The organism is Bradyrhizobium sp. HKCCYLRH2015, from assembly GCF_051168215.1.
Taxonomy (GTDB): Bacteria; Pseudomonadota; Alphaproteobacteria; order Rhizobiales; family Xanthobacteraceae; genus Bradyrhizobium.
Genome location: NZ_JBNPUO010000002.1, coordinates 389,461 through 414,621 on the forward strand (window position 1 = coordinate 389,461; position 25,161 = coordinate 414,621).

Sequence of the window (25,161 nt, forward strand, 5' to 3'; positions counted from 1 at the left end):
CTTGTTGGCCACCGTCGCTCGCCGGATCATCGTCGCCGGCGAGCTTGGCATCAGCATCGGGATGCCAGGACCACGCGACTTCACGTCCGCGACAGATCGTTCGTCCGCGCCTTCTAAAAGACGCTGCGATCTCTCGCGGCCATCGCATCCCCGCCTCGCGTGTCGTGACGATCGCGATGCGCCCCTCTGCGGTGAGGCGGGATAAGGAGAGTTGATCATGAATTCGGAAAAATAGCAAGATAATTATTCGTATGTGACGTCGGTGTGTTGGCCCCGCTGTCGTCCCGGGCAAGCCGTCGGCGCCGCGAAGCGGCGTCGATGGCGCCGACCCGGGACCCATACGCCGCAGCAGATGTGAGGCGCGAGATGCCCAAAACCAGCCTGCCCCAAACACCTCCCTGGGGGTATGGGTCCCGGCTCAAGGCCGGGACGACACCATTATTGTCGATGCCGCGGTGGGAAGCCACGAGCAGCCGTCATGGCCGGGCTTGTGCAGCCTGCGCGGCTGAAGTCGCTTTGGAGTGGCGAAGGCTCGGCCATCCACCTGCGTCAATTGCCCCAAAACGTGGATGCCCGGGACAAGCCCGGGCATGACGTCGCCATTGATAGTTATTCTGCGTCGTTGAAGGCGAGCGCGCCTTCGCAAGCTCAGTTCGTCTTCGTCACCGGAGCCGTGACTGGGGCTTGCGCCGGTTCGGCGGCCGCCTGCGGCGTGCGGCCGACGACGGCGGTCAGCAGGCCCTGGCTCCAGAGCTGCTTGGCCGCCTTCTTGGCGTCATCGAGCGTCACCGCATTCACGATCTCGCTGCGCTTCTCGATGTAGTCGATCGGCATCTTGTCGAGCTGGTATTGCAGCATCGCCTGCGCCAGCTTGGAGGAGGTGTCGAGCGCGAGCATCTGCGAGCCGTTGATGTAGGACTTGGCCTCGTCGAGCTCCTGCTGGGTCGGGCCTTCCTCCGCCATGCGGCGGATCTCCTGCTCGACGGCCGCGATGGTCTCGCCGGCGCGGTCAAAGCGGGTGGCGGTGTTGCCGATGAACAGCGCCGAATGATCCATCCACAGCAGCGCGTCGTAGACGGAGTAGGCGAGGCCGCGCTTCTCGCGCACCTCCTTGTAGAGCCGCGACGACAGGCCGCCGCCGCCGAGGATGTGGTTGACCACATAGGCCGCCATGAAGTTCGGGTCGTGGCGGCGGATGCCGGGACCGCCGAAGGTAATCACCGTCTGCGGCACGTCGAGCGGCACCAGCGCGCGCTGCGGCGGCCTGGTGGCGACGACGTCGGGCACCGGCGTCAGCTGAGCCTTGGCCGGCAGGCTGCCAAACGTCTGGTCGAGCAGCTTGCCGAGCGTGGCCGGGTCGACGTCGCCGACGACCGCGACCTTCAGCGTGTCCTTGGCGAGCACGCGGCCGACATAGGTCCTGAGATCGTCGACGGTGATCGTCGGCACGCTGTCCAGCGTGCCGTTGGCCGGACGGCCGTAGGGGTGGTTGGGGAAGGCAAGCTCGAGGAACTTGCGGCCCGCCAGCGAGCTCGGATTGGTGGTCTCGCGGCGCAGGCCGGAGATCACCTGCGAGCGGATGCGCTCGACGTCGGCGCTGTCGAAATGCGGCGAGGTCAGCGCTGTCCGCAGCAGCTCGAACGCCTCGTCCTTGTTGTCGCGCAGCATGCGCAGCGAGCCGCGGAATTGATCGCGCGAGATCTGGAAGGAGAGCTCGATGGCGCGGCGGTCGAGCCGCTCGTGGAAGGTCTTGGAGTCGAGATCGCCGGAGCCTTCGTCGAGCAGGTCGGCCACGAGATTGCCGACGCCGGGCTTGCCGACGGGGTCCTGCGAGGCGCCGCCCTGGAACGCATATTCCATCGCGATGAGCGGCACGGTGGCGTCCTGCACGAACCAGGCTTCGATGCCGCCGGGCGACACCAGGTGCTGGATCTTGGTCGCCGCATGGGCGGCAGGAGCGATCGTGAGCGCGGCGGCGCCGACGGCGAGCGCGCAGGCGAAGCGGCGGGCGAAGGTCATTGTGTTCATCACGACCGCTTCTCCTCGCGCTTGGCCGCATTGTCCTTGATCAGATAGCCGGTGACCGAGCGCTTCTTCTGCAGCCAGGTCTGCGCGGCGGCGCGGACCTGCTCGGCGGTCACGGCCCGGATGCGGTCGGGCCAGCTCCTGATGTCCTCGATGCTGAGACCTGTGGTGAGGCCGCCGCCATACCAGCGCGCCATGGTCGCCTGGTTGTCATTGGCGTAGATCGCCTCGGCGATGAGTTGCGTCTTGACGCGTTCGAGGTCCTCGGCGCGCACCGGGTTCTGTGCGATCTCGGCGATGACGCTGTCGACGACAGCCTCGACCTGGGCGAAATCGACGCCCGGACGCGGCGCGACCGCGATCGAGAACTGGCTCGGATCGAGCGACGTGCCCTGATAGGACGCGCTGGCATTGACCGCGAGCGGCTTGTCGACGACGAGCGCACGGTAGAGATAGGAGTTGCTGCCGCTGCCCATCAGTTGCGCCAGCACGTCCAGTGCGGCCGACTGGCCGGGGGCAGCCGTGGTGGCCGAGGGCACCAGATAGAAGCGGCGCATCGACGGCTGCTCGACATGCGGGTCGGCCAGCGTGACCGTGCGCGGCGCCACCGGCTCGGGCTCCTGCGGCCGCAACCGGCGCGCGGGGATGTCGGGTTGCGCGGGAATCTTGGCGAAGGTCTGCTCCACGAGCGGGCGCACTTCCTTGGCGTCGGTGTCGCCGGCGATCACCAGGATCGCGTTGTTGGGCGCGTAGAAGCGGCGATAGAACGCCAGCGCATCCTCACGGCTGAGCTTCTCGATCTCCGGCCGCCAGCCGATGACAGGGCGGCCATAGGGGTGGTTGACGTACAGCGCCGCCATGATCTGCTCGTTGAGGCGCGCTTCCGGCGAGTTGGCGACGCGCATGTTGTACTCTTCGAGCACCACGTCGCGCTCGGGCAGCACGTTCTCGTCCTTCAGCACGAGGCCGGTCATGCGGTCGGCCTCGAACTCCATCATCTTCGGCAATTGATCGCGCGGCACGCGCTGGAAGTAGCCGGTGTAGTCGACCGAGGTGAAGGCGTTCTCATTGCCGCCGATCTTCAGGACCGTCTTGGAGAACTCGCCGGCGGGATGCTTCTCGGTGCCCTTGAACATCAGATGTTCGAGAAAGTGCGCCAGGCCCGACTTGCCGGGCGTCTCGTCGGCGGAGCCGACCTTGTACCAGATCATCTGCGTCACGACCGGGGTGCGGTGATCCTGGATGACGACGACCTGCAGGCCGTTGGCGAGGGTGAAGCTGGTGGGGGGCTCGGAGGCGAACGTCGTTTGCGCCGAAGCGCCGGCCGTGAACGCGATGAGGGAGACGAGCGCGGCGGCGACGGATTTGAACCGGTGCGAGGACATCATGATCCTTCTGGAGGCCCGCAGGGAGGGGCGATCGGGTTTGAGCGCAGCATGCTACATCGCGCCGGACGGCGCCCGACGTCACAAAACGGCGACATCGTGCCGCCGCGAGACATTAAATTTCGCTAACGCCAGCGAAGCCGGCATCTCCGGGCGAACGGGGCGGTGCCGCCGTCACCGTTCCTTGCCGGTCATGATGTCCATCTGCTTGCCGCCGATCGGCTCCTGCTTGCCGGTGCCGTAGGCATAGCTCGGCGACGGCGTCTGATAGCCGGGCGGCGGCTGGGTCAGGCTCTCACGCTGCGGCTCGCTGGTGAACGGCTTGGTCTCGCTGTCGCTGCCCTTGAACATACCGAACAGGCCGCCTTTGAAGCCCAACTGTGACGGGCTCATCATCGGGTTGTTGGCGACGCCGGGCTGAATCGGCTCAGTCGACTTGGCGGCGGCCGTCCGCCCCATCTTCATCTCGGCTGGGGTCAGCGGACGGGCCGCATTGACCGGATCCTTGTTTTCCTTCTTCCGCGCGGCGGCCGCGGCACGGCGTTGCTGTTCGTCGGGGTCCTTCGGCCAGTTCGGCGCGGTCGCCTGCGCCGCGGCGGCGGGCGGCGGCAGATCGAGCTTGGGCGGAACCACCAGCGGCGACCGCTCGCGGTATTCGATGGAGGGCGTCTCCATGTTGGTGCCGCCGAGGCCGCGCATCAGATTATCGATGATCTTCTCTTCGAAGGTCTTGTCGTCTTCCTCGTCGTCCTGGGCACGGGCGGCGCCGGCGGCCATGACGAGGCCGATGCCGAGCGCGACGGCGGACAGCCGCAGGGCGCGAATGGCCGCGTGGGTCACGATCCGGCCGCTGACTTCGGTCTTGCGCATGGCTTTTCCCGTCCTCGCTTGTGCAGTGCTCGGGCTCCGACGAACCGGCCGCGAATCCACCGATTTGGACGCTCGCCGCAGGCGGCTGGTCCGGTCACCGCGCCAGTCCCGAAAACGTGAAGAACCTCAGGCTCTTGGCTCCGGGACAGCACCGGCCGGTATCGACCCCGATCAGGGCGCTTTTGCGGCATGAGCCCCGAAGAAGGAGTCATACAGCAGGCCCGCCACCCCGGCAACGATGGCCACGTCCGCCATGTTGAAGATGTACCAGTTGTAGACCGTGCCGCCGATCTGGATGTGGAACAGCGCGAAATCGACCACCGCGCCATAGGCCAGCCGGTCGATGCCGTTGCCGATGGCGCCGCCGATGATCAGGCCGAGCGCCGCCGTCGCCAGCTTGCTTTCCGCACGCGCCATCCAGATGCCGAGGGCGACCACCGCGACGGCCTTCACCGCCATCAGCCCATATTGCGCCAGCGCGCTCTCGCTCTGCAGCCAGCCGAAGCTGATGCCGATGTTCCAGGCGAGGTAGAGGTCGAAGAACGGGGTGATCTTGACGGTGCCGCGGTTGGGCAGGTCGAACACGTACAGCAGCCACAGCTTGGAGGCCTGGTCGATGACCAGGGTGGCGAAGCCGGCGATGAGGCCGAGACGGAGGCGAGGGGTCATTGCAAGCCGGTGAGTTGACCACCAAGCCGGCCGCAAACACAGCTGTCGTCCCGGCGAACGCCGGGACCCATACCGCGGACGGCCGATTGGTGAAAAGGACTCGGAATCATCAGTCTTTGCTTACCAAGACGGCCGGTGGTTATGGGTCCCCGCGTACGCGGGGACGACAGCGGAGTATGACGCGCCAGCGCGCCTCACACGCCCACCCCCAGCGCCTTCCATTCGCGCAGCGCCTGCGCGTCGCGCGGGGAAACGTCGGGATAGTCCTTGTCGTCGCCGACGCTCTCCAGGATCTTCCAGGAGCGGGCGCACTTCTTGCCCACGGCCTTCTCGACGACCACCGCCACGCCCGGCACCGCATCGAGCCGGAATGCATCGGCCGGCGCGTCGCCCTCGCGGATCTCGTAGTTCGAGGTGATGCAGACCTCGGCCAGATCCGTATCGAACAAGGTGCCGAGCAGCGCGCGGTCGGCGACATAGATGATCGGCGAGGCCTCGAGCGAGGAGCCGATGGTCTTGGCGGCTCGCGCGAGCTCCAGCGCACCGGTGACGACGCGCCTGATATTGCGGATGGTCTCCCACTTCGCGGCGAGCGCGTCGTCGCGATAGCCGTCCATCGCATCCGGGAACAGGGTCAGATGCACCGACGGCTCGGCGTCGGGGCGATACATCCGCCATGCCTCGTCGGTGGTGAAGGACAGCACCGGCGCCAGCCATTTCAGGATGGCGTCGCAGATCAGGTCGATCGCCGTCAGCGCCGCCTTGCGCGCCACCGACGACGGCGGATCGCAATACAGCGTGTCCTTGCGGATGTCGAAATAGAACGCCGACAGCTCGGTGTTCATGAACGCTGCCAGGCTCGCGATCACGGTCTTGTAGTCGAACGCGGCATAGGCGCGGGTGATGGTCTCGGCCTGCTGCGAGAGCTGATGCAGCATCAGCCGCTCCAGCTCCGGCATATCCGCGAACGCGACCGCATCGCCGCGCTTGTAGTGGTGCAGGGTGCCGAGCATCCAGCGGATGCTGTTGCGCAGCTTGCGGTAGGTCTCGATGGTGTTCTTGAGGATCTCCGGGCCGATGCGCTGGTCGTCGGCATAGTCTGTCGCGCAGACCCAGAGGCGCAGGATGTCGGCGCCGGAGTCCTTGATCACCTTCTGCGGCTCGACGGTGTTGCCGAGCGACTTCGACATCTTGCGGCCGTTCTCGTCGAGCGTGAAGCCGTGCGTCAGCACCACGTCATACGGCGCGCGGCCGCGCGTGCCGCAGCTTTCCAGGAGCGACGAGTGGAACCAGCCGCGATGCTGGTCGGAGCCTTCGAGGTACATCACCGTGTCCCGGCCGCCATCGACTTTGCGCTTGATGCCGGCGAGGCCGGGGAAGTGCACGGGGTCTTCGAGCACGAAGGCGTGGGTCGAGCCGGAGTCGAACCAGACGTCGCAGATGTCGTCGACCTTCTTCCAGTCCTCATTGGCGCGTGAGCCGAGGAAGCGCTCGCGCGCGCCGTCGGCGTACCAGGCGTCGGCGCCCTCCTTGGCGAAGGCGTCCGTGATGCGGGTGTTGACGGTCTCGTCCTGCAGGATCTCGGCGGATCCGTCGCCGGTCTCGCGCACGAACACCGCGATCGGCACGCCCCAGGCGCGCTGGCGCGAGATCACCCAGTCCGGGCGGTTGGCGATCATGCCGTTGATGCGGTTCTGGCCGGCGGCCGGCACCCACTGCGTGACCGAGATCGCGCGCAGCGCGCGGGCGCGCAGCGTGTCGCCGGATTTCGCGTGGCCATGGTCCGCGATGTCCTTGTCCATCGCGATGAACCATTGCGGCGTGTTGCGGAAGATCACCGGCTTCTTGGAGCGCCAGGAATGCGGGTACTGATGCTTCAGCCGGCCGCGCGCGAGCAGCATGCCGGCATCGGTCAGCGCCTTGATGACGGCCTCGTTGGCGTCGCCCTTCTCGCCCTTGTCGTTGATGACGCGTTTTCCCGTGAAGCCCGGCGCATGGTCGGTCAGCGCGCCGTTCTCGTCGACGGTGTAGGGGATGGTGGTCGCAATGCCCCTGCCGTCGAGCTCGCGCCCATGCGCCATCCAGACGTCAAAATCCTCGCGGCCGTGGCCGGGCGCGGTGTGCACGAAGCCGGTGCCAGTGTCGTCGGTGACGTGGTCGCCGGGCAGCAGCGGCACCGTGAAGCCGTAGCCGCCGGCGAGGCCCTTCAGCGGATGGGCGCATTCGACGGCGTCGAGCGTGTCGCCGGGGACGCCGCGCAGCCTGTTGTAGCTCGTCACGCGCGCCTGCTTGAACACGCCGTCGGCCAGCGCATCGGCCAGGATCAGCTTGTCGCCGGTCTTGGCCCAGTTGTCAGCCGGCGCGTCGGTGACCTCGTAGAGGCCATAGGCGATCTTCGGCGAGAACGAGATGGCGCGGTTGCCGGGCAGGGTCCAGGGTGTGGTGGTCCAGATCACCACGGAAGCGCCGGCGAGCGCGCCATGCGCCGGCGAGGTCACCGGAAACTTCACCCACACCGTATCGGACTGATAGTCCTCGTACTCGACCTCGGCCTCGGCGAGCGCGGTCTTCTCGACCACGCTCCACATCACGGGCTTGGAGCCGCGATACAGCGTGCCGTTGGCGGCGAACTTCATCAGCTCGCGGGCGATCTGCGCCTCCGCCGGATAGGTCATGGTGGCGTAGGGATGGTCCCAGTCGCCGATCACGCCGAGACGCTTGAACTCCTCGCGCTGCACGTTGAGCCAGTGATCGGCGTAGGCGCGGCACTCCCGGCGGAATGCAACCATGGCGGCGGAGTCGCGGAAGTCGGGCTTGGTCTTGCCCTTCTTGCGGTAGTTCTCCTCCTCGATCTTCCACTCGATCGGCAGGCCGTGGCAGTCCCAGCCGGGCACGTAGTTGGAGTCGTGGCCGAGCATCTGCTGGCTCTTGGTCACGACGTCCTTGAGGATCTTGTTCAGCGCGTGCCCGATGTGGATGTTGCCGTTGGCATAGGGCGGGCCGTCGTGCAGGACGAATTTCGGCCTGTTCCTCGCGGTCTCGCGCAGCTTGCCGTAGAGGTCGATGTCACCCCAATATTTCAGGATCTCCGGCTCGCGCTGCGGCAGGCCGGCGCGCATCGGGAATTCCGTCTGCGGCAGATACAGGGTCTTGGAATAGTCCTTGGCGTCGGATTTTTGGGCGTCGGGCTTTTGCGGCTTTTCGGACATCGTGATCTGGCTGGCTGAGCTTTAAGAGGGCGCTGAGACGCGATTTCGATCGCGGGCGGCGGAACGAGCAGAGACATCCCGGTCTTGCGCCGAGCTCGAAGCTCAGGCGGAAGCCGGGCCGCTAATGCCGATGATGCGCCGTATCAACATGGGGCTCCCTCATAGCAGCCGCGCCGCGAAATCGCAAAGCGCAGTTCGCGGGGAGGCGGTCAGCCGATCTCGCCGAGCCGGGGGAAGAGGCCGGGGGCGGCCGCCAGCAGGGCGCGCGCCCGCGCGCTGTCGTCGTCCATCTGCCGGATCAGGGCCTCGATCGAGGTGAATTTGGCCTCCTCGCGGATGAAGCCGATGAAGGCGACGTCCAGGACCTCGCCGTAGAGGCCGTCCTTGAAATCGAACAGGAAGGTCTCGAGCAGCGGCGCGCCGTTGTCGAAGGTCGGCCGGCGGCCGAAATTGGCGACGCCGTCGATCAGCACCCGGTTCGCGCCGCGGCCGCGGCCGACCCGGACGGCATAGATGCCGTGGCGCAGCCCGCAATCGCGATCGAGCCGCATGTTGGCGGTGGGGTAGCCGAGGTCGCGGCCGCGCTTCTCGCCGTGGATGACCTCGGAGCTCACGAACCAGGGGCCGCCGAGCATCGCGGTCGCCTCGCTGACCTGACCCTCCGCCAGCGCTTCGCGGATCGCGGTGGAGGACACCGGCCGCTCGTCGATGTCGACATGGGCCTGGATGTCGACCTCGATGCCGAGCTTGGGCGCCTCGTTGGCGAGCAGGCTGGGCGAGCCGACGCGGCCCTTGCCGAAATGAAAGTCGTAGCCGACCGCGATCCCGGCGACTCCGAGCCGCCCGATCAGGTCATGGTGAATGAAGTCCTGCGCCGAGGTCTGGGCGCGGCCCTTGTCGAAGGTCATGACCACGGCGCCGGCAAGCCCGGTTCCGGCCAGCAGCCGCAGCTTGGCGGTCTCGTCGGTCAGGCGGAACTGCGGGGTGTTGGGGCTGAAGAAGCGCCGCGGATGCGGCTCGAAGGTCAGTGCCAGCGCCGGGCGCCCCTTCGCCTTGCCCATCTCGATGGCCGCCTCGATCACGGCCCGGTGACCGAGATGGACGCCGTCGAAATTGCCCATCGCCACCACCGCGCCCTTGAGGATGTCCGACGGCGGGGTGGAATCGCGGATGACCTTGAAATCGGGCATGTGACGGAAATATCTCGCGGATTTCGGTGGGCCGCCGGCGGGCGGGGATTGCCCTGACGGTGGGCGGCCGGCCCCGCGAAGTCAAGCCGAAGGGGTTCCTCCGCTCATGCAGCGCAGCAATAGCGACATGCAGCCGCAGCGCAGTTAACGCGCTGTTTAACGGCTGATGCTACTGCTCAGAGCGGATGGCGGGGTCGGTTACGACCCGTGCCGCAAGAGCGTTTTTGTAACAGTCTGCGCGTTGTGTTCGCGTCTGGGGGAGTCAAGATGGCGGTTGATTTGACGATGCCGGTGCTCGTCGTCGACGATTACAGCACCATGATCCGTATCATCAGGAATCTTCTCAAGCAGATCGGGTTCGAGGACATCGACGATGCCAGCGACGGCTCGATGGCCCTCAACAAGATGCGCGCCAAGAAATACGGCCTCGTGATCTCCGACTGGAACATGGAGCCGATGACCGGCTACGACCTGCTCCGCGAGGTCCGCGCCGATCCGAACCTGGCGACCACGCCGTTCATCATGATCACGGCGGAATCCAAGACCGAGAACGTGATCGCGGCCAAGAAGGCCGGCGTGAACAACTACATCGTCAAGCCGTTCAACGCCGCGACCCTGAAGACCAAGATCGACGCGGTATTCCCGGACATGGCGACGGCCTGACGCCCGCCTGATCCGCTCTCAAATGAAAGACGCCCGGCACCCGGCCGGGCGTTTTTCGTTTCAGGATCCGCTCACCACTTCAATTCGCGCATCAGGGCGCGCGGCGGGTGGCCGAACAGCTCCTTGACCGACGCCGGGTCGAGCTGCTCGACGCCGGCGAACTCCTCGGAATGGATGCCGCGGGTGACGAACAGGCAGTCGATGCCGAAGCCGTGCGCGCCGGCGAGATCGGTGCGGACGGAATCGCCGATCGCCAGCACCTCCTCGCGCGCGACCTTCCGGCCGGCGTGCTGCTCGGCGAGCATCATGGCGCGCTCGTAGATCGGCCGGTGCGGCTTGCCGTAGAAGATCACCTCGCCGCCGAGCTCGCGGTAGAGCTCCGCGATGGCGCCGGCGCAGTAGATCAGCCGGTCGCCGCGCTCGACCACGATGTCCGGATTGGCGCAGATCAGCGGCAGCTTGCGCTCGCGCGCGCGCAGCAGCATCGGCCGGTAGTCCTCGGCGGTCTCGGTCTCGTCGTCGTAGAGGCCGGTGCAGATGATGTAGGACGCTTCTTCGAGCGGCGACAGCGCCAGGTCGAGACCGCGATGAATGGAATTGTCGCGCTCGGGGCCGAGCCAGAACACCTTGCCGCCGGGATGATCGGCCACGTAGTGGCGGGTCAGGTCGCCGGAGGAGACGATGGCGCTGTAGACCTCGTCGGCGACGCCGAGCTTGCGCAACTGGCGCTGGACCGAATCGGCCGGCCGGGGCGCGTTGGTAATCAGGATCACCGTACCGCCCTGGCGGCGAAAGTGGTGTAGCGCGTCGCAGGCGTCGGGGAAGGACTCCAGCCCGTTATGGACCACGCCCCAGATGTCGCTCAGCAGCACCTGCTTGCGGCCGACCAGATCGCGCAGCCGCTCTTCGAAGCGGAGAACGGTCATGGCAGCCGGCTGATTTCAGAGGGTCCCGGCGGCACGGCGGGCGAGGGCGGCATTGCCGCTGCGCGTCGAAGCATTGGTGTGTGACGCGTCCAGAGAGGTGGTGCCGGCGGCATTGGGGTCCTGAATCTTGATATCCTGCCCGCCCGATGGGCCGGCGGCGGCCTCGCCGGTAGCAGATGCGCCCTCGGGTCGCAATGGGCGGGGCGGCGCGAACAGGAAGCCCTGGCCGAAGCGGACGTCGTAGTCGAGCAGGTCGACGACGCTGTTCTCGCCTTCGATCCGCTCGGCGATCAGGTCGATGCCGAAACGGCCCAGCAGATCGGAGAGATCGGTCGGGTGAATGTCGGAGGCCGAGCTCTGCTTGGGGTCGAGCAGCAGCGCGGCCGGGACCTTGATGAAGCGGACACCGCGATCGGCAAGCTCGCGCGGCTCGAACCGGAGGTCGGTGACATGGTCGATCGAGAAGCGGTAGCCGCGCTGGGCCAGGGCCGCGAGATGCTCGGCCCCGGTCGGGCCGAGGCTGCGCAAGGTCGACTGCTTGAATTCGAGCACGAAGGACGGCGCCAGGGCGCGATTCGCTTCGAGGAAATCGAGGCATTGTGAAAAGTTGGCGGGGCTGCTGAGGGTCGCCGCGGAGATGTTGCAGAAGATGCCGACGTCCTTGTTGCGAACCATCAGGCGGCGCAGCACCTGGACGCAGCGAAGCAGAACCATGTGGTCGATGCGCCCGACCAGGCCGGCGGCTTCCGCGATGCCGATGAAGTCCTCGGCCGCGACCACCTGGTCGCGCTCGTCGCGAAGCCTCGTCACCGCCTCGTAGAAGCGCACCTTGCGCTGCGGCAGCGTCACCAGCGGCTGCAGGTAGATGTCGAGGCGGTTGTCCTCGATCGCGCCTTTGACCGCGGCGAGGATCTGCGGCTGGCTGCGCGGCACGGCGGGGGCAACCGGCGCCGACGTCGTGATCTTGGAGGCTACTGGTACGGCAGTGACCGCCGGGGCCTGCGGTTTGGGCGGCAGGGGGGCGGCAGCCGATGCCGCGCTGAACGTGCCGGGAGTCTCGGGCATCCTCTGCTCGATGTCGCTCGGCGGCAGCGCGGTCATCTCGCGCGCGCCGCTGGAGGCAGCGGCCGCCGGGAGCGGATGATCGGCCTCGCGAACCATGCCGGCAGCAGCTCCCGGCGGTGTTGCCGGCGGGATCGCCGCGATCAGGTCTTCATGCTGGGCCACGGTGACGGCGAGCTGCTTCATCAGTCCGCCGAGCTCGTTGATCTCGCCGATCACGCCCTGCAGGCGATCGGCGCTGACCGAGCTCGAGGACACGATGCGTCCCTCGACCGCCGACAGGCGCCGGCCGAACTCGGCGACCTGGCGCGCGAGGTCGGCGGTGCCGCGCGACAGATCGGCGATCTGGCTGCCGATATCGGTGCGGTCGCGCAGCCGCATCGACACGGCATTGTAGAGAATCAGGAACGTCAGTGCGGCGAGCGCGACGATCGCGGATTCCGAGCCACTGATGCCGGCCACCGAATACAGGATCAGGCCGAGCGAAGCTGCGACCAGAACCATACAAATGGCAATGAAAATCGTGGAGATACGGATCATGCTGCGCGACGCTCCCAACCGAATGCAACCTTAGCACTTCTGTTGATTCGCGAGGATAGTCGGCGGGATTCAAATACCGGGAGAGGCCGATGATTTCCCGTCTGCGTGTCATTTACGCAAGCTCACCGGGGAAAGCGGAGTGTCATCGTAGTGTCGCCGACCCGTAGAACACCGGGGAAAGCACTCTGCGGATTCCAGACACATTGAGACATGCGCGCGATGCCCATGAGCTGATCAACGCGTGTTGCTGATCAACTCAACTGGGCCGGTGATTCTTCGATGTCCGTCGAACCGCGCCTGTCGCTGTCAGGGCAGGCTTACGCGCTGCGGTGACGCCGGCGCAGGGCGGCCACGCCGAGCAGCAGTGCCGCAACGGCGACACCGACGGGCACGTTAACCCGGCCGAGTGCGCCCGCAGCTCCGCTCCCGTGATTCGTGGAGGTCGATGACGGTGCCAGGGGGATGGTGTCGGGATCGATCTCGTCCGCGTCGGGTTCCCGGGCCACGGGCGCTGCGATCGCCACGCGCAGCCGGCTGGAGAGTGAAGGATAGTGCGGCGTCGGACTGCGCAACTTCACCGCCGCGATGATCGCGCAGATCACCGCCAGCGCGACCAGGATGCCGCCGACCACAGCGAATGCGGTGAACAGGCCGTAGGTCATTTCCACCCAGCGGAACAGCGCGGTCAATCCGACGATGCAGGCGGCGATCAGGAAGATGCCCGCGGTGGCGAACAGCCCGGCGGCGACGGCGTAGGACGTCACCGTGCCCGTCGCCTGCCGGGCGCGATCGCGCATGTAGGCCTGGGTGGCGCGCCTGACGCGGTTGAGTCTCTGCTCGAGCCCTAATCGCAGCAGCTCTCCTGGCGGTGCAAGCATGCGCGTCCTCCGATGATCCATCGCCGCGCGCGAACCGCCGGCTCGCGACATGAACGTGGAGGATTTGCGAAGGTTCCCTGCGCACGCGCGAGGCTATTGTCGGCCGGCATGCGACATGTGGAAAGCCGCAATGACCGTTCTTGGGGATCGTAGAAACAAAAATGGCGGCCACGCGGGCCGCCAATTCTGCTCCTGGCCGATCATGGCCGATTGGTCGCCGAATGGCTTACGCCACGGCCTTGATGACCTTGCCGACCTTCTCGATGATCTCGCCGACCTGATCCTCGCTGATGATCAGCGGCGGGGTCAGCGCCAGCGTGTCACCGGCGATGCGCAGCATCAGGTCGTTGTTGTGGAAGGCGGTCTCCATCGCGGAGTAGCCGCGCTTGCCAGCCGCGTCGGGTAGCGGCGCGAGGTCGATGCCGGCGGTGAGACCCACGGTGCGGATGTCGAGCACGTTGGGCAGGCCCTTCAGCGACATCACGGCGTCGGCGAATTTCGGCTCTATGGCGCGGGCGTGCTCGAACAGCTTGTCGTCGCGGTAGATGTCGAGCGTGGCGAGGCCGGCGGCGCAGGCGATCGGATGCGCCGAGTAGGTGTAGCCGTGGGTGAACTCCACCATGTGCTCGGGGCCGCTCATGAAGGCGTCGTGGATGGTGTCGCGCACCAGCACGCCGCCCATCGGTGCCGCGCCATTGGTGACGCCCTTGGCGAAGGTCAGAAGGTCAGGCGTCACGCCGTAGCGCTCGGCGGCGAAGGCGTAACCGAGGCGGCCGAAGCCGGTGATGACCTCGTCGAAGATCAGCAGGATGCCGTGCTTCTGGGTGATCTCGCGCAGCCGCTTGAGGTAGCCCTTCGGTGCCGGGATCACGCCGGTCGAGCCGGCCATCGGCTCGACGATGACGGCGGCGATGGTGTTGGCGCCGTGCAGGTTGACGAGGTTTTCCAGCTCATCGGCGAAGTGCGCGCCGTATTCCGGCTCGCCCTTGGTAAAGGCCTGCTTCTCGCGGTCATAGGTCGCGGGGATGTGGTCGACGCCGGTCAGCAAGGTGCCGAACAGCTTGCGGTTGTTGACGATGCCGCCGACCGAAGTGCCGCCGAAGCCAACGCCGTGATAGCCGCGGACGCGGCCGATCAGGCGGGTGCGGCTGCCCTGGCCGTTGATCTGGTGATAGGCGAGCGCCATCTTCAGCGCGGTGTCGGCCGCCTCCGAGCCGGAGTTGCAGAAGAACACGTGGTCGAGGCCGGCGGGCGCGAGATCGGCGATGCGGTTCGCCAGCTCGAACGCCTGGGGAATGCCGAATTGGAACGGCGGTGCGTAGTCGAGCGCCGCGGCCTGCTGGCCGATCGCCTCGGCGATCTGGCTGCGGCCGTGGCCGGCGTTGCAGCACCACATGCCGGCGGCGGCGTCGATGATCTTGCGGCCATCGACGGTGATGTAGTGCATGTCCTTGGCACCGGCGAGCAGGCGCGGGTTCTTCTTGAAGGCGCGGTTCGCGGTGAACGGCATCCAATGCGCGGCAAGATCATTCGGAACGGTGACGGCGGGGCGGGGGCTCTTGTCCAGCATGGGGACCTCTCGGACGTTCAAGGCAGGTTGTGCGACGGCGGCAGCATGATCCGGAAAGGTGGCGAACCGGTGCCAGGACAGCTTGCCGAAACGGATCGTGCTGATGGGCCTGAATGCGCGCGCCGACGTGGTCAGCCGATGATCCGGGCCGGCGCCAAGCTATCAGTTTCGCGAGCCGACGGAAACGTCAAAGGTCCAGCGTTCCCTGCTGCCCTGGTGAGCGGTTTCTGCACAGCGGCAGCAGATTGTGCCGGATATTGGAAGTCGCTGCGTCAATTCGCGCCAACCGGGCGCTGTGCCTCGGGCAGCCGCGTCTCATCACACGAGATCGCGCGCGGTGATCCAGAACACCTCGCCCTCGGAGTCCTCGGTGTCGAGCCAGAGCAGCGGCAGGTCGGGATAGGCCGCCTCGATCTGCGGACGGTCGCGCCCGACCTCGCACAACAATCCGCCCTCCGCAGTCAGATGGTCGCGGGCCTGGCTGAGAATGCGATGGATGATGTCGAGCCCGTCGGTGCCGCCGTCGAAGGCCAGCGCCGGCTCGGCGCGGCATTCCCGGGGCAGGCCGGCCATGCCCTCGGCGTCGACATAGGGCGGGTTGGTGATGATCAAATCGTAGCGGCGCTGGCTGAGCGGTGCGAACAGGTCACCGCGGTGCAGCGAGATGCGCTCGCCGAGGTCGTAGTCGGCGACGTTCTTCGCGGCGACCGCGAGCGCGTCCTTGGAGATGTCGACGGCGTCGATCACCGCATTGGGGAAGTGGCGGCTGGCCAGGATCGCCAGACAGCCAGAGCCGGTGCAGAGGTCCAGCACGCTGTCCACGGCCAGCGGATCATCGATCAGCGAGGTGCCATCGGCCTCGGCGCCGCCGAAATGCGTCTCCAGCAGCTCGCCGATGAACGAGCGCGGCACGATGACGCGCTCGTCGACGTAGAACGGCAGGCCGCGCATGTAGACCTTGTTGACCAGATAGGCCGCCGGCTTTCGCGTGGTGATTCGGGCCGTGATCAGGTCGAGGATCATCTTGCCTTCGGCCGCGGTGACCCGGGCCGTGACGAAGCTCTCGAACTGATCGGGGCGCAGATGCAGCGCCTCGCCGATCAGGAAGGCGGCCTCCGACACCGGATCGGTGGTGCCGTGCGCAAACACCAGATCGGCGTCCTGGAAGCAGCTCACCGCGTAGCGCAGATAGTCGAGCAGGCTGACCAGCTCGCCCGCATTGACCCTCGGCAGCTTCGGCGCCGCCGCCTTGCGCGGCGCTGCCGTCTTGACCTTCTTCGCCATCACGACTTCCAGCGCGCCGCGGCGGCATCGTCGTGGCTCTTGGCCTCGACCCAGCTGCCGCCATCATTGGTTTCCTCGCGCTTCCAGAACGGCGCGTTGGTCTTGAGATAATCCATCAGGAACTCAGCCGCCTCGAACGCCGCCTGACGGTGGCTGGAGGCGGTCACCACCAGCACGATGTTCTCGCCCGGCCGTATCCGGCCGAAGCGGTGGATCACGGTCAGGCCCTGCAGCGGCCAGCGCGCCATCGCCTGCTCGGTGTGCCGCATGATCTCGGCCTCCGCCATGCCCGGGTAATGCTCGAGCGTCAGCGCGGTGATCGGCGTGTCATGGTCGTTGCCGCGGCACAGGCCGGAGAAGCTGACGACGGCGCCGATGTCGGTGCGGCCATGGCTGAGGGCTGCGATCTCGGCCGCGGTGTCGAAATCCTCTTGCTGCACCCGGACGGTGATGATCGCGGTCATGGACGGATCTTCCGTTGCGTCAGCCGCCGGTCATCGGCGGGAAGAACGCGATCTCGCGGGCGCCGGCGATGGCCGTATCCGGCTGCACATGGGTCTGGTCGATCGCGGTGCGGATCACCTTCGGCTTCTCGAACGCATAGGCGTAGCCCTCGCCGCGTGTGGTGAGCCAGGCGATCAGCTCGCTGACCGTGCGCACGTCCGCCGGCGGCTCGATCGTCTCCTCGGCCTTGCCGACGCGCTCACGCACCCAGGCGAAATACTTCACCTTCATCGCGAGTCTGCCTCGATGAGGTGGTGGATGCCGGCGCGGAAATAGTCGTAGCCGGTGTAGATGGTGAAGACCGCCGACAAACCGAGCAGCCAGATTCCGATCCCGCTCACGATCGGACCCACGGACGTCGAGATCTGGGCGACCGCCGCATCGCCGGCCTCGCCCGCGAGCAGGAAGCCGATCGCCACCAGCTGCATCGTGGTCTTCCATTTGGCGACCTTGGTCACCGGCACCGAGACGCGCAGCGCGGCGAGATATTCGCGCAGGCCCGACACCAGGATCTCGCGGCACAGGATCACAATGGCCGCCCACAGCGACCAGTTCTGGATGGTGCTGTCGGCGGCCAGCATCAACAGGCAGGAGGCGACCAGAAGCTTGTCCGCGATCGGGTCGAGCATACGGCCGAATGCCGATTGCTGGTTCCAGATCCGTGCGAAATGACCGTCGAGATAGTCGGTGATCCCAGCCGCAATGAACACCGCGACGGCGACCCAGCGGAGCCACAAAGGATACATCCAGACCGACTGCGCGTAGATGCAGCCGACCACGACCGGTATCGCGGCGATGCGCGTATAGGTCAGGATGTTCGGCAGGGACGTCGACGTCTTGCTGGGCACGCGTGTGGTCGCAATATTCATCCGGTGTACCAATACTGCCGCCGTTCGGACGTCAACCTCCGAGCCGAGCCGCTTCGGCAGGATGACGCAGATATGACGCTGTTCGCAACGAAGTCTTGCGGAGATAGGAACTCTCCCGCCCCGATACAAAGAGCGGTAACGCTTCCTTAAGCAACCGCACGCGGTCGCGCCAGTGGGGAGATCGGCGTGCCGCGGTGGGCGCGCCGATCGGTCTTATTGCGGTGCAATGACAGCGGCGCGAATGCCGCCCGTGATCAGATCGCCTCGGCCCCGTGAACCGCGCACCAATGCGCCTGCCGTTCCGCGAACACGCGATCGCGCACATAGGCCAGCGCTTCGTCGTCGAAGGTCTCGATCACCTCCAGGCTGAACGACCCTTCGCCATGGGCGGCCCAGGCCGCCTGCAGCCCGCCGCGGCGATGGCCGCCCTGGCGCAGGGTGAACCACAGACGGTTCTGGATCTTGTCGAGGTCCGGCGCACAGCCGATCCAGCGCGCGCCGGTGGCGGCGCAGGTGACGGCAAAGATGCCGGCAGGGCTCTTGCGCTCCTTGTAGGCGGCGACCGCCGCCTTGCGCTGATCGGGGGTCATGAGGTGTCGCTCCAAAGTGAGGTTGGCTCAGCTCATGTAGAGCTTATTTTTGTCCGGGTAAATATATGGAAATCGAAATTTTTTCCTGACATGTGTATCATAAAGTTGACGGGGGCGGACCTCACCTGTAATAATATTCTTACAGGTGGAGAGCCGCGACGTATGCCCACTGAAGGCGATCAACTGCTGGACAGGCTGGCAGCGTTGGCCAATCCGCATCGGTTGCGGGTGGTGGCTGCTTTGCAGGCCCGGGGGCGCACCTATGTCAGCCAGTTGGCCCGCGAGCTCGGCATCAGCCGGCCATTGCTGCACCTTCATTTGCGCAAGCTCGAAGAGGCGGGGCTGGTCACCAGCCGGTTGGAGCTCTCCGCCGACGGCAAGGCGCTGAACTACTTCGAGGTTGCTCCCTTCGAGATCGCCCTGACGCCGTCCTCGATCGCCAAAGCAGCGGAGACGCTGTCCGTCGTTCCATCCTCCATCAAACCGGAAGGAGACCAACATGGCTGACAAAGCCGCCATCTTCCTGCTCGTCACGATCCTCGTCCTTGTCACCATCATCCTGGTGTTTGCGATGAAGTATTTTGCGGCGGTCCGGCAGGCCGGACGGCAGGTCGCGACGGAGGAGGGCTTCCGCGCGCTGACCGAGCGAGCCGTTCGAGCGCAGGAGACGAGTGCAGAGCTGCTCGCCGCCCTCAAGGGCAGTCTGGGGCAGATCGAGCTGCGGCTCACCCAGGTCGAGAAGGTGCTGAAGGAGGTCGAATGATGACCACTCAACATCAGGCCGAGGAGCTGTCGCTGTTGAAGCGGATGCGCGCAGTCTCGCTCGTCGAAGGCAGCACATTGCTGCTGCTGGTGCTGGTGGCGGTGCCGCTGAAGCACTTTGCCGGCTTCGCCGTCGCCACCAGGATCATGGGTCCTGTCCACGGCCTCGCTTTCATGGGCTACATCTGGATGCTCATCCAGCTCGCAGCCGGTGGCGGCTGGTCGAGAACGGAGATCGTCCGGATGACAATGGCCGCATTCGTGCCGTTCGGCGGCTTCGTCAATGCCCGCGTCCTGGCGCGACGCGAGATGCTGCTGGCGGCGCCATGATGGTCGAGTGGCTCAAGGCGCTGCACGTCGCCGCCGTACTGTGCTGGAGCGGCGGGTTGCTGGCCGCAGCGATCACCATCGCGGCGGCTGCGACCAAGGCAGAAGCGGCTGGTGCCGCCACCATGGTCGAGATCGTCAGCCGCTGGGACCGGCGTGTCACGACGCCGGCCATGCTCGTCGTGTGGGGCGCAGGCCTCGCACTCGCCATGCAGGGCCAATGGTTCGGCTCGCTTTGGCTGACGATCAAGCTCGGCATCGTGGTCGCGCTGTCCGCGCTGCACGGCGTGCTCGCGGGAACGCTGCGACGGCTATCGCGGTCAGAGACGCCGGCGTCGCGCTGGCCGTCTCACATGCCGCCACTGATCGTCGGCAGCACCGCTGCGATCGCCGTGCTCGTCGTCGTCAAGCCGTTCTGAGCGGCCGGCGCGAGCGCAGAAGGCGTCCTTCAACTGGCGTTGCTGTGAAAATACTCAAATATCTTGCGGGCGCTTTCGGCTGACACTCCCGGCACCTTGCCGAGGTCGGCGATCGAGGCGCGCTCGATCTCCTTCAGGGTGCCGAAATGGTGCAGCAGCGCGCGCTTGCGCGACGGGCCGATGCCGGGGATCTCCTGCAGGCCGGCCTCGCGGATGTCCTTCTTGCGCAGCTTGCGGTGCGAGCCGATGACGAAGCGATGGGCCTCGTCGCGCAGCCGCTGGATGAAATACAGCACGGGGTCGCGCGGCTCGAGCTTGATCGCCTCCCGCTCCGGGATGAACAAGGTCTCGCGGCCGGCGTCGCGATCGGGGCCCTTGGCGACCGACATCAGCGCGACATTGGTGACGCCGAGCTCGGTGAAGATCTCGCGGACGGCATTGAGCTGGCCGCGGCCGCCATCGATGATGACGAGATCCGGCCATTGCGGCACGTCGTCCTCCTTGGCCGCGCGGGCGACATCCTTCTCCGACGGTGACACCAGCCGCTTGAAGCGGCGCTGCAGCACCTCCTTCATCATCGCGTAGTCGTCGCCGGGCGTCAGCCCTTCCGACTTGATGTTGAACTTGCGGTACTGGTTCTTCATGAAGCCGTCGGGGCCGGCAACGATCATCGCGCCGACCGCGTTGGTGCCCTGGATGTGGCTGTTGTCGTAGACCTCGATGCGCTTCGGCACCTGCGGCAGGCCGAGCGTGGTCGTCATCGCCTCCAGCAGGCGGCTCTGGGTCGCGGTGTCCGCGAGCTTGCGGCCGAGCGCCTCGCGCGCATTGGTCAGCGCGTGTGTGACCAGGTCCTTCTTCTCGCCGCGCTTCGGACAGGACACCTCGACCTTGTGGCCGGCTTTGACGCACAGCGCCTCGGCGAGCAGCTCGGCCTCCTCGATCTCATGCGACAGCAGGATCAGCTTCGGCGGCGGCTTGTCGTCGTAGAACTGCGACAGGAACGCGGACAGCACCTCCTCTTGTGTGAACGTCTTCTCGGCGCGCGGGAAATAGGCGCGGTTGCCCCAGTTCTGGCCGGTGCGGAAGAAGAACACCTCGACGCAGGAATAGCCGCCCTCCTGGTGGATGGCGAACACGTCGGCTTCCTCGACCGTGCGCGGGTTGATGCCCTGCTGCGAGGAGATCGCCGACAGCGCCGCGAGGCGGTCGCGATAGACGGCGGCGGTCTCGAATTCGAGCTCGCTGGACGCCTTCTCCATTTCGGCCGCCAGCAGCGCCTTCACCGCCTGGCTGCGTCCGGACAGGAAGTCGGTCGCCTCGCGCACCAATTCGGTATAGCCGGGGAAATCGATCTCCTGGGTGCAGGGACCCGCGCAGCGGCGGATCTGGTGCAGCAGGCAGGGGCGGGTGCGGCTCTCGAAGAACGAATCGGTGCAGGAGCGGATCAGGAAGGCGCGCTGCAGCGCGGTGATGGTGCGGTTGACCGCGCCGGCCGAGGCGAACGGCCCGAAATAGCGCCCCGGCCGGGACTGCGCGCCGCGGTGCTTGAGGATCTGCGGCGCCCAATGGTCGCCGGTGATGAGAATGTAGGGAAACGACTTGTCGTCGCGCAGCTGCACGTTGAAGCGCGGCTTGAGCTGCTTGATCAGATTGGCTTCGAGCAGCAGCGCCTCGGTCTCCGTGGTGGTGGAGACGATCTCGACCGTCACGGTGGCCGCGATCATGCGCAGGATGCGCGCCGGCAGCGGCGCGTTGGCACGCGCATAGGACGACAGGCGCTTTTTGACGTTCTTGGCCTTGCCGACATAGAGCACGTCGTGGGCCGCGTTGAGCATGCGGTAGACGCCGGGCGAGGTCGGCGCCAGCCGCACCGCGTTCTCGATCGCCGCGTGGCCGATCGCGAGCGGGCCCTCGCCGACGGCCTCCAGGCTCTCCTCGGCCAGCTCCGGCAGCCGGCCGTCATCGTCCTCGTCTGCAGCCGAGGCGGCGGGGTCGAGATCGGGCGTGTCGATGGCCTCGGGCGGCAGGTCGGCCGTGGCGCCACGCCGGCTCGGGGGCGTCGGCGCCTTGGGTGGATCGGAGCTGTGGGTGGTCATGTCCGCAAATTAAGCGCTGCCGCGCCGTCTCGCCAGCTTGCGATCGCGCCATGCACAGGGCAGGGCGGTAACGCTCCGTTAAGCACGTTAATGGCCGGGTAACCCGGCTTAACAACGGCTTAACCTAAAACTCTCGATAAATGCTCACGAAAGAAGCGAGAGTTCCGTAACCACGCCGGCCCGCGCAGCACAGTCGCGCGGCGCATGCTCCGGCGGGTGACGGCGAGTGGCGTGGAGTGAGCGATGAACAGGTTCTTGGTCGGTGCTGCCGCCGCGGCGGGCTTGGGCGCGGCGGCTCTCGGATCGGTCTCGGCGCAGGCGGCGGACCTCGGCTACGGGCGCGGCGCGCCCTACACCGTCAACCAGCCCCTCAACGCCTACAGCTGGGCCGGCCCCTATCTCGGCGGCACGCTGGGCTATGAGTGGGGCACCGTCGGCAACAACCCGACCAAGCCGTCCGGTCTCACCGGCGGCCTGACCGCGGGCTACAATTGGCAGAACGGCCCGTGGGTGTTCGGCGCCGAGGGCGACATCAACCTGACCGGCGCCAACGACACCTTCGCGCCGTGGAAGTTCTCCAACCCGTGGTTCGGCACCTTGCGCGGCCGCGCCGGCTACGCCTTCAACAACATCCTGTTCTACGGCACCGGCGGCCTCGCCTTTGGCGGCCTGCGCGCCGAGACCTTCGGTCTTTCGGAATCGCACACCACGGTGGGCTGGACGCTCGGCGCCGGCACCGAGTTCGGCCTGGCGCAGAACTGGACCGCCAAGATCGAGTATCTCTACGTCGATCTCGACAGCAGCAATTTCGTGATCACGGGGGCGAAGAACGACTATCGGTTTGGAATTGTGCGCGCAGGCATCAACTTCCACTTCTGATGGCAACGAGGGAATAGGAAGAAGAAACGTCCAACGACAACCTCCCGGCCGCTCGCGCGGCCGGGATTTTTTTGTCGGAGCGCTCCGTGCAATCGTGCATCATCGCGCGCGGCCTGCACGTACGAGCCGGCAATGCTGTGCACGCACACAGGCGCTGCCGACAGCTTCCAAACCAACGAAGAGGTGGCGTCGAGGCGCGTCCGGTTGCAATCACGCCGGCGCGTGAACGACCGCCAGGCGGGCTCGTCCTAAGACGATAGCACCAGGTTCACCGCTTTCGGGCCCTTGCCCTTCTTGTCCGGCTCGACCTCGAAGCTGATCCGCTGTCCTTCGGTCAGGTCCTTCAGGCCCGCGCGCTCCACCGCCGTGATGTGCACGAACACGTCGCGTCCACCGTCGTCCGGCTTGATGAAGCCGTAGCCGCGTTCACCGTTGAAGAACTTGACCGTCCCAGTCATGGCCATCGGGAAACTCCTCCCCCGCAATGCTTCCTCCACTGCGCGCCCTGCGCAGCGTCCGACCGGACATCACTTTGATCGGAAAGCGTTGGCCACCTTAACGCCCAGCGCTCGCCGCGCCGGATCGCCGGATCTTGTTAGGCCTTGATCACCCCGCCGCAACCATTCGCGGAAGCGGAACGTAAAGCCAGTCTTACAATCGGACACAATAATACGGTTCCGCGCCGATTGACTACGGCTTTTCGACCAGTAGCCGTTTCAAGCTTTGGGGAATTCGATTCGGAAGCGCGCCGCGCCGCCCTGGCCGAGCGGCTTCTGCAGTTCCTGCAGGATGAGCTTCAGCTCGTCATGCAATGTCCAGGGCGGGTTGACGATCAGCAGTCCGGTCGAGGTCAGCGCCTCGCCTTCGATCTGCGGTGCAACACTGAACTCGACCCGCAGCACCTTGCCGGGCGGCTTGGCCGCGGCCGCGAGCGCCGCGATGCGATCGCTCAGCTCTTCGGTGGCGCGCCGGCTCTTGGCGGGGTACCACAGCACGTAGATACCAGTGGTCCATTTCGCGAAGGCCGCGGCAAAGCGGTCGGCGAGCCGCTCGAACTCATCCTTCGCCTCGAACGCCGGATCGATCAGCACCACGCCCCGGCGCTCGTTCGGCGGCACGAAGGCGGGCAGGGCGACCCAGCCGTCGAGATCGACGACGCGGGCCTGGGTGTCGCGGCGCAACTGATCGATCAGCTGCTTGCGGGGGATCGGCGCCAGCTCGCACAGGGTCATGCGGTCCTGCGGCCGCAGCAGCGCGCGCGCGATCAGCGGCGAGCCGGGATAGGCGACGAGCTCGGCCGTCGGATTGAACGATCGGACGATATCCAGATAGGGCTGGACCAGCGCATAGACCTGATCCGACAGCCGCGCCTGCAGCAGGCGGGCAATGCCGGTGAGGAACTCGCCGCTGCGGGTGGCCTCGTCGCCGGTGAGATCGTACAGGCCAGCGCCGGCATGGGTGTCGATCACCCGGAACGCAGCGGGCTTCTCCTGGAGGTAGACCAGGATGCGCGTCAGCACGATGTGCTTGATGACGTCGGCGAAGCCGCCGGCGTGAAAGGCGTGTCGGTAGTTCATGCCGTCCGGGTTACGCCGTTCCGTGTCAAAAGGGTACCCCGTCGATGCGCCGCATGCCCTTTCGGAGAGCCGCGGATCAGCGCCGCCGCAACAGGGCCGCAGGCCGACGCGCTGCGGTCGCCCGATTCGCCGTCGCTAGCCGCCGCGGACCGGCGGCATGTTGACCTCGTCGCGCCGGCAGGCCTGCCGGTCGATCTCGTCGCAATTGCGAAACTCGAGGTCCTTCGACAGGCAGATCCGGACCTCGCTCAGCCGGGTGCGATTGCAGGTGACGGCAATGCCCGATGTCGTGAGCTTGGGGTTGGCCTTGATGAAGGCTTCCTCAACCGCCGCCGGCGTCACTGTCTTGGCTTCCGCGAGATCGAGAAATTCCGGCGGGATCTTGATGGCGGCCCGCGCCTTGCGGATGGCTTCGAAATAGGCCTTCGCCGACATGCCGGCGCAGGTGCCGTGCTTGTCCCACTCGTTGTAGATCAGGCCTGGCGCCGGCATCAGGTCGAGCATCGAGGTCATGATGTTGCGCGGCAGGCGCGGCGCCGGCTGCTCGCAATATTCGGGGTAGCCGTTCTCGTATTGCGGCCACAGCCCGTGCACGACGAACGAGTAGGGCCGGCCGGTGCACTGTTGGGACCGGCTGCCGCGGCCGCCGCGCTCCTCCGCCTCGGCACAGTACGAGGGCGACCACGACAGCGAGAGAACGTAGAAGTCGAACGCGCCCGGCGCATTCTGGCGCCGGTCCTGCGCCGCGGCGGAGCCAGCCGCGAGCACACCGAGCAAGAGGGCAAAGCAGGCGATCGTTCTGGACAACAGGACGGCAGGTCGGCGCAGGCAATCGAACATGGCATACTCCCCGGACAATGCCAGGAG

The 25,161-nt window shown here is 66.5% G+C and carries 25 protein-coding genes; 6 read left to right on the top strand and 19 right to left on the bottom strand.

Going from position 1 to position 25,161, the window contains the following annotated elements:
* Positions 1 to 648: 648 nt before the first annotated feature.
* The 6 genes from ACQR1H_RS05875 to ACQR1H_RS05900 all read right to left on the bottom strand — a co-directional run bounded on the left by ACQR1H_RS05875 (position 649) and on the right by ACQR1H_RS05900 (position 9,348).
* Entirely contained in the window at positions 649 to 2,028 is a 1,380-nt protein-coding gene (locus ACQR1H_RS05875) for a M16 family metallopeptidase (protein WP_434907275.1), read from the bottom strand.
* A complete protein-coding gene (locus ACQR1H_RS05880) occupies positions 2,028 to 3,413 on the bottom strand; it encodes a M16 family metallopeptidase (protein WP_434907276.1) in 1,386 nt (461 codons plus the stop codon). Before ACQR1H_RS05880 ends, ACQR1H_RS05875 begins: the two co-directional genes overlap by 1 nt.
* A gap of 171 nt (positions 3,414 to 3,584) precedes the next feature.
* Positions 3,585 to 4,280, bottom strand: coding sequence for a hypothetical protein (locus ACQR1H_RS05885; protein ID WP_315801940.1), 696 nt, complete (start codon positions 4,278 to 4,280; stop codon positions 3,585 to 3,587).
* Positions 4,281 to 4,451: 171 nt separating this feature from the next.
* Positions 4,452 to 4,949: a signal peptidase II gene (lspA, locus tag ACQR1H_RS05890; RefSeq protein ID WP_316217116.1), complete on the bottom strand. Its 498-nt coding sequence runs from the start codon at positions 4,947 to 4,949 to the stop codon at positions 4,452 to 4,454.
* Between the two features lie 194 nt (positions 4,950 to 5,143).
* Entirely contained in the window at positions 5,144 to 8,158 is a 3,015-nt protein-coding gene (gene ileS / locus ACQR1H_RS05895) for an isoleucine--tRNA ligase (RefSeq protein ID WP_434907277.1), read from the bottom strand.
* A gap of 209 nt (positions 8,159 to 8,367) precedes the next feature.
* Positions 8,368 to 9,348 (bottom strand): bifunctional riboflavin kinase/FAD synthetase, encoded by a 981-nt coding sequence (locus tag ACQR1H_RS05900; protein ID WP_434907278.1) that lies wholly within the window; start codon positions 9,346 to 9,348, stop codon positions 8,368 to 8,370.
* A gap of 267 nt (positions 9,349 to 9,615) precedes the next feature.
* On the opposite strand from ACQR1H_RS05900, the gene ACQR1H_RS05905 reads away from it, so the two are divergent.
* Positions 9,616 to 10,011, top strand: a complete 396-nt coding sequence (locus tag ACQR1H_RS05905; RefSeq protein ID WP_006613531.1) for a response regulator — start codon at positions 9,616 to 9,618, stop codon at positions 10,009 to 10,011.
* 71 nt (positions 10,012 to 10,082) lie between these two features.
* Here the strand turns inward: ACQR1H_RS05905 and ACQR1H_RS05910 are convergent, their stop codons facing one another.
* From ACQR1H_RS05910 to ACQR1H_RS05950, 9 genes are all read right to left on the bottom strand, one after another.
* Complete coding sequence (locus tag ACQR1H_RS05910) at positions 10,083 to 10,937, bottom strand: TIGR01459 family HAD-type hydrolase (protein WP_315801944.1); 855 nt, start codon at positions 10,935 to 10,937, stop codon at positions 10,083 to 10,085.
* Positions 10,938 to 10,952: 15 nt separating this feature from the next.
* Positions 10,953 to 12,539, bottom strand: coding sequence for an EAL domain-containing protein (locus ACQR1H_RS05915; RefSeq protein WP_315801945.1), 1,587 nt, complete (start codon positions 12,537 to 12,539; stop codon positions 10,953 to 10,955).
* 317 nt (positions 12,540 to 12,856) lie between these two features.
* A complete protein-coding gene (locus tag ACQR1H_RS05920; protein WP_315801946.1) occupies positions 12,857 to 13,417 on the bottom strand; it encodes a phage holin family protein in 561 nt (186 codons plus the stop codon).
* 226 nt (positions 13,418 to 13,643) lie between these two features.
* A complete protein-coding gene (locus ACQR1H_RS05925; RefSeq protein ID WP_315801947.1) occupies positions 13,644 to 14,987 on the bottom strand; it encodes an aspartate aminotransferase family protein in 1,344 nt (447 codons plus the stop codon).
* 318 nt (positions 14,988 to 15,305) lie between these two features.
* A complete protein-coding gene (gene prmB, locus ACQR1H_RS05930; protein WP_434907279.1) occupies positions 15,306 to 16,271 on the bottom strand; it encodes a 50S ribosomal protein L3 N(5)-glutamine methyltransferase in 966 nt (321 codons plus the stop codon).
* A complete protein-coding gene (locus ACQR1H_RS05935) occupies positions 16,271 to 16,735 on the bottom strand; it encodes a molybdenum cofactor biosynthesis protein MoaE (RefSeq protein ID WP_434907280.1) in 465 nt (154 codons plus the stop codon). The genes prmB and ACQR1H_RS05935 overlap by 1 nt, the downstream gene beginning before the upstream one ends.
* A gap of 19 nt (positions 16,736 to 16,754) precedes the next feature.
* Entirely contained in the window at positions 16,755 to 17,006 is a 252-nt protein-coding gene (gene moaD, locus ACQR1H_RS05940; RefSeq protein WP_315801950.1) for a molybdopterin converting factor subunit 1, read from the bottom strand.
* Positions 17,003 to 17,644 carry a CDP-diacylglycerol--glycerol-3-phosphate 3-phosphatidyltransferase gene (gene pgsA / locus ACQR1H_RS05945; protein ID WP_434839406.1) on the bottom strand — a complete coding sequence of 214 codons (642 nt, stop codon included), beginning with the start codon at positions 17,642 to 17,644 and terminating at the stop codon, positions 17,003 to 17,005. The genes moaD and pgsA overlap by 4 nt, the downstream gene beginning before the upstream one ends.
* A 254-nt stretch (positions 17,645 to 17,898) precedes the next feature.
* Positions 17,899 to 18,234 carry a GIY-YIG nuclease family protein gene (locus ACQR1H_RS05950; protein ID WP_315801951.1) on the bottom strand — a complete coding sequence of 112 codons (336 nt, stop codon included), beginning with the start codon at positions 18,232 to 18,234 and terminating at the stop codon, positions 17,899 to 17,901.
* 162 nt (positions 18,235 to 18,396) lie between these two features.
* On the opposite strand from ACQR1H_RS05950, the gene ACQR1H_RS05955 reads away from it, so the two are divergent.
* The 4 genes from ACQR1H_RS05955 to ACQR1H_RS05970 are packed head-to-tail and all read left to right on the top strand — an operon-like array spanning position 18,397 to position 19,742.
* A complete protein-coding gene (locus ACQR1H_RS05955) occupies positions 18,397 to 18,741 on the top strand; it encodes an ArsR/SmtB family transcription factor (RefSeq protein ID WP_315801952.1) in 345 nt (114 codons plus the stop codon).
* On the top strand, positions 18,734 to 18,997 hold the full coding sequence (locus tag ACQR1H_RS05960) for a hypothetical protein (protein ID WP_315801953.1): 264 nt from the start codon (positions 18,734 to 18,736) through the stop codon (positions 18,995 to 18,997). Before ACQR1H_RS05955 ends, ACQR1H_RS05960 begins: the two co-directional genes overlap by 8 nt.
* The gene (locus ACQR1H_RS05965) at positions 18,997 to 19,326 is read left to right on the top strand and encodes a DUF3817 domain-containing protein (RefSeq protein WP_316183207.1); all 330 of its coding nucleotides are present in this window, start codon (positions 18,997 to 18,999) and stop codon (positions 19,324 to 19,326) included. The genes ACQR1H_RS05960 and ACQR1H_RS05965 overlap by 1 nt, the downstream gene beginning before the upstream one ends.
* Positions 19,323 to 19,742, top strand: a complete 420-nt coding sequence (locus ACQR1H_RS05970; protein ID WP_315801955.1) for a CopD family protein — start codon at positions 19,323 to 19,325, stop codon at positions 19,740 to 19,742. The genes ACQR1H_RS05965 and ACQR1H_RS05970 overlap by 4 nt, the downstream gene beginning before the upstream one ends.
* A 29-nt stretch (positions 19,743 to 19,771) precedes the next feature.
* Here ACQR1H_RS05970 and uvrC read toward each other — a convergent pair whose 3' ends face one another.
* Positions 19,772 to 21,838 carry an excinuclease ABC subunit UvrC gene (uvrC, locus tag ACQR1H_RS05975; RefSeq protein WP_434839403.1) on the bottom strand — a complete coding sequence of 689 codons (2,067 nt, stop codon included), beginning with the start codon at positions 21,836 to 21,838 and terminating at the stop codon, positions 19,772 to 19,774.
* A 243-nt stretch (positions 21,839 to 22,081) separates the two neighbouring features.
* Between uvrC and ACQR1H_RS05980 the strand changes: the two genes are divergently transcribed.
* Positions 22,082 to 22,717, top strand: coding sequence for an outer membrane protein (locus ACQR1H_RS05980; protein ID WP_315713602.1), 636 nt, complete (start codon positions 22,082 to 22,084; stop codon positions 22,715 to 22,717).
* Positions 22,718 to 22,965: 248 nt separating this feature from the next.
* Here ACQR1H_RS05980 and ACQR1H_RS05985 read toward each other — a convergent pair whose 3' ends face one another.
* From ACQR1H_RS05985 to ACQR1H_RS05995, 3 genes are all read right to left on the bottom strand, one after another.
* Positions 22,966 to 23,181, bottom strand: coding sequence for a cold-shock protein (locus ACQR1H_RS05985; RefSeq protein ID WP_006612991.1), 216 nt, complete (start codon positions 23,179 to 23,181; stop codon positions 22,966 to 22,968).
* A 252-nt stretch (positions 23,182 to 23,433) separates the two neighbouring features.
* Positions 23,434 to 24,294, bottom strand: coding sequence for a 23S rRNA (adenine(2030)-N(6))-methyltransferase RlmJ (locus ACQR1H_RS05990; RefSeq protein ID WP_316183203.1), 861 nt, complete (start codon positions 24,292 to 24,294; stop codon positions 23,434 to 23,436).
* Positions 24,295 to 24,429: 135 nt separating this feature from the next.
* Entirely contained in the window at positions 24,430 to 25,134 is a 705-nt protein-coding gene (locus ACQR1H_RS05995) for a ribonuclease T2 family protein (protein ID WP_434873255.1), read from the bottom strand.
* Positions 25,135 to 25,161: the final 27 nt, after the last annotated feature.

Excerpts from the sequence above, each read along its gene's own strand:
- ACQR1H_RS05875 (WP_434907275.1), bottom strand. The coding sequence starts at position 2,028 with ATGAACACAATGACCTTCGCCCGCCGCTTCGCCTGCGCGCTCGCCGTC.
- ACQR1H_RS05880 (WP_434907276.1), bottom strand. The coding sequence starts at position 3,413 with ATGATGTCCTCGCACCGGTTCAAATCCGTCGCCGCCGCGCTCGTCTCC.
- ACQR1H_RS05885 (WP_315801940.1), bottom strand. The coding sequence starts at position 4,280 with ATGCGCAAGACCGAAGTCAGCGGCCGGATCGTGACCCACGCGGCCATT.
- lspA (WP_316217116.1), bottom strand. The coding sequence starts at position 4,949 with ATGACCCCTCGCCTCCGTCTCGGCCTCATCGCCGGCTTCGCCACCCTG.
- ileS (WP_434907277.1), bottom strand. The coding sequence starts at position 8,158 with ATGTCCGAAAAGCCGCAAAAGCCCGACGCCCAAAAATCCGACGCCAAG.
- ACQR1H_RS05900 (WP_434907278.1), bottom strand. The coding sequence starts at position 9,348 with ATGCCCGATTTCAAGGTCATCCGCGATTCCACCCCGCCGTCGGACATC.
- ACQR1H_RS05905 (WP_006613531.1), top strand. The coding sequence starts at position 9,616 with ATGGCGGTTGATTTGACGATGCCGGTGCTCGTCGTCGACGATTACAGC.
- ACQR1H_RS05910 (WP_315801944.1), bottom strand. The coding sequence starts at position 10,937 with ATGACCGTTCTCCGCTTCGAAGAGCGGCTGCGCGATCTGGTCGGCCGC.
- ACQR1H_RS05915 (WP_315801945.1), bottom strand. The coding sequence starts at position 12,539 with ATGATCCGTATCTCCACGATTTTCATTGCCATTTGTATGGTTCTGGTC.
- ACQR1H_RS05920 (WP_315801946.1), bottom strand. The coding sequence starts at position 13,417 with ATGCTTGCACCGCCAGGAGAGCTGCTGCGATTAGGGCTCGAGCAGAGA.
- ACQR1H_RS05925 (WP_315801947.1), bottom strand. The coding sequence starts at position 14,987 with ATGCTGGACAAGAGCCCCCGCCCCGCCGTCACCGTTCCGAATGATCTT.
- prmB (WP_434907279.1), bottom strand. The coding sequence starts at position 16,271 with ATGGCGAAGAAGGTCAAGACGGCAGCGCCGCGCAAGGCGGCGGCGCCG.
- ACQR1H_RS05935 (WP_434907280.1), bottom strand. The coding sequence starts at position 16,735 with ATGACCGCGATCATCACCGTCCGGGTGCAGCAAGAGGATTTCGACACC.
- moaD (WP_315801950.1), bottom strand. The coding sequence starts at position 17,006 with ATGAAGGTGAAGTATTTCGCCTGGGTGCGTGAGCGCGTCGGCAAGGCC.
- pgsA (WP_434839406.1), bottom strand. The coding sequence starts at position 17,644 with ATGAATATTGCGACCACACGCGTGCCCAGCAAGACGTCGACGTCCCTG.
- ACQR1H_RS05950 (WP_315801951.1), bottom strand. The coding sequence starts at position 18,234 with ATGACCCCCGATCAGCGCAAGGCGGCGGTCGCCGCCTACAAGGAGCGC.
- ACQR1H_RS05955 (WP_315801952.1), top strand. The coding sequence starts at position 18,397 with ATGCCCACTGAAGGCGATCAACTGCTGGACAGGCTGGCAGCGTTGGCC.
- ACQR1H_RS05960 (WP_315801953.1), top strand. The coding sequence starts at position 18,734 with ATGGCTGACAAAGCCGCCATCTTCCTGCTCGTCACGATCCTCGTCCTT.
- ACQR1H_RS05965 (WP_316183207.1), top strand. The coding sequence starts at position 18,997 with ATGACCACTCAACATCAGGCCGAGGAGCTGTCGCTGTTGAAGCGGATG.
- ACQR1H_RS05970 (WP_315801955.1), top strand. The coding sequence starts at position 19,323 with ATGATGGTCGAGTGGCTCAAGGCGCTGCACGTCGCCGCCGTACTGTGC.
- uvrC (WP_434839403.1), bottom strand. The coding sequence starts at position 21,838 with ATGACCACCCACAGCTCCGATCCACCCAAGGCGCCGACGCCCCCGAGC.
- ACQR1H_RS05980 (WP_315713602.1), top strand. The coding sequence starts at position 22,082 with ATGAACAGGTTCTTGGTCGGTGCTGCCGCCGCGGCGGGCTTGGGCGCG.
- ACQR1H_RS05985 (WP_006612991.1), bottom strand. The coding sequence starts at position 23,181 with ATGGCCATGACTGGGACGGTCAAGTTCTTCAACGGTGAACGCGGCTAC.
- ACQR1H_RS05990 (WP_316183203.1), bottom strand. The coding sequence starts at position 24,294 with ATGAACTACCGACACGCCTTTCACGCCGGCGGCTTCGCCGACGTCATC.
- ACQR1H_RS05995 (WP_434873255.1), bottom strand. The coding sequence starts at position 25,134 with ATGTTCGATTGCCTGCGCCGACCTGCCGTCCTGTTGTCCAGAACGATC.